Here is a 1342-nt window from a genome sequence, read left to right on the forward strand (position 1 = left end):
CTAGGCCGTGTTTTAGAAGTCGGTGACCTGCCTGGTTGGCCGTTCGGGGAAGTCGCGGGCGGCCATCCAGTTGGTGAGGTCGCGGGCGACGTCGTTGATGCTGGTCGTGGTGGTGACCTCGTGCTCGTTGCGGGAGGTGTCACGGCGGACTATCTCGTAGCCGCCTTCGTCCAGGACGGCCACTGAGGCGAACCACACCGGATCGTCCTCGTCGGGCTGGACGACCACGAAGGTGTTGTCGGAGTTGTTGAGGTCGCTGATCATCATGAACAGCGCGTCCTCAGAGGGGTCGTCGATGCGGTCGCCGTTCTCGCTGTCGGCGCCGTAGTACTGAGCCCCCATCGTTGCCTCTCCCTCGCCCTGTTCGCCCTGGTCGCGGTCAGCATGGCACGTTGAACCGACGGCTCAGGCCGGTCATAACCATTCGCCGATCGCGGCGATCAGGACGGTGGCTTCGAAACGGACGGCGAGTTTGTCGAACCTGGTGGCGACCGCCCGGTTGCGCTTGAGCCGGTTGATCCCGCATTCGACCGCATGCCGGGCCTTGTAGTCCTCGCGGTCGAACGCTTGAGGCCGCCCGCCGGCCTTCCCGCGCCGTTTGCGGTTGGCGGCCTGGTCAGCGCGCTCCGGGATCGTGCACCGGATTCCCCGCTTTCGCAGGTAGGCCCGGTTGGCGCGGGAGGAGTACGCCTTGTCGCCCCGCACTCGCAGTGGGCGGACACGGGGACGGCCGGGTCCGGTGCGGGGCACTCGGATGCCTTCCAGGACGGCGGCGAACTGAGGACTGTCACCACGCTGACCTGCGGTGACCAGCAACGACAGCGGCCGTTGGCCTTGCTCGCACGCCAGATGGATCTTGGTGGTGAAGCCTCCCCGGGATCGGCCCAGAGCGTGGTCGTCGGGCTCCATGCGGGCTCCGCCCGGCGGTTCCTTCTGGGCCTGGCCGTCGCGGCGGGCGCCTGCGGCGTGCTGATGGGCCCGGCAGATCGTGGAGTCGACGTTGACCTCCCACGTGATCAGCCCTGCCGCATCCGCCCGAGCCTGCAGTCCGGTCAGCAGCACAGGCCAGGTGCCGTCGCGTTGCCAGCGGCGGAAGAGTCCGTAGACCGTCTGCCACGGCCCGTATTCCGACGGCAGATCCCTCCACGGAGCACCAGTCCGCACCCGCCATCGGATCCCGTCTATCAGCTTCCGCCGACCCAGCGACGGCCGGCCCAACACCGCAACCGGCAGCAACGGCTCGAGCACCGCCCACTGTTCGTCAGAAAGATCCCCTCGCCCCACATCGAGATCATCACGGCACGGGACGAGGAACGGAGCCGACTTTCAAAACACGGCCTAG

At 67.5% G+C, this 1342-nt stretch carries 2 protein-coding genes; both read right to left on the reverse strand.

Annotated elements, in window-relative coordinates; translation table 11 throughout:
- Positions 1-12: 12 nt before the first annotated feature.
- Positions 13-342 (reverse strand): hypothetical protein, encoded by a 330-nt coding sequence (locus tag ACZ4WH_RS43960; protein ID WP_468191969.1) that lies wholly within the window; start codon positions 340-342, stop codon positions 13-15.
- Between the two features lie 72 nt (positions 343-414).
- Complete coding sequence (locus ACZ4WH_RS43965; RefSeq protein ID WP_468191972.1) at positions 415-1284, reverse strand: IS5 family transposase; 870 nt, start codon at positions 1282-1284, stop codon at positions 415-417.
- Positions 1285-1342 lie beyond the last annotated feature (58 nt).

The sequence above is a fragment of the Streptomyces sp. NPDC029138 genome (assembly GCF_055564375.1).

Coding starts and splice junctions, on each gene's coding strand:
- ACZ4WH_RS43960 (WP_468191969.1), bottom strand. CDS start 342: ATGGGGGCTCAGTACTACGGCGCCGACAGCGAGAACGGCGACCGCATC.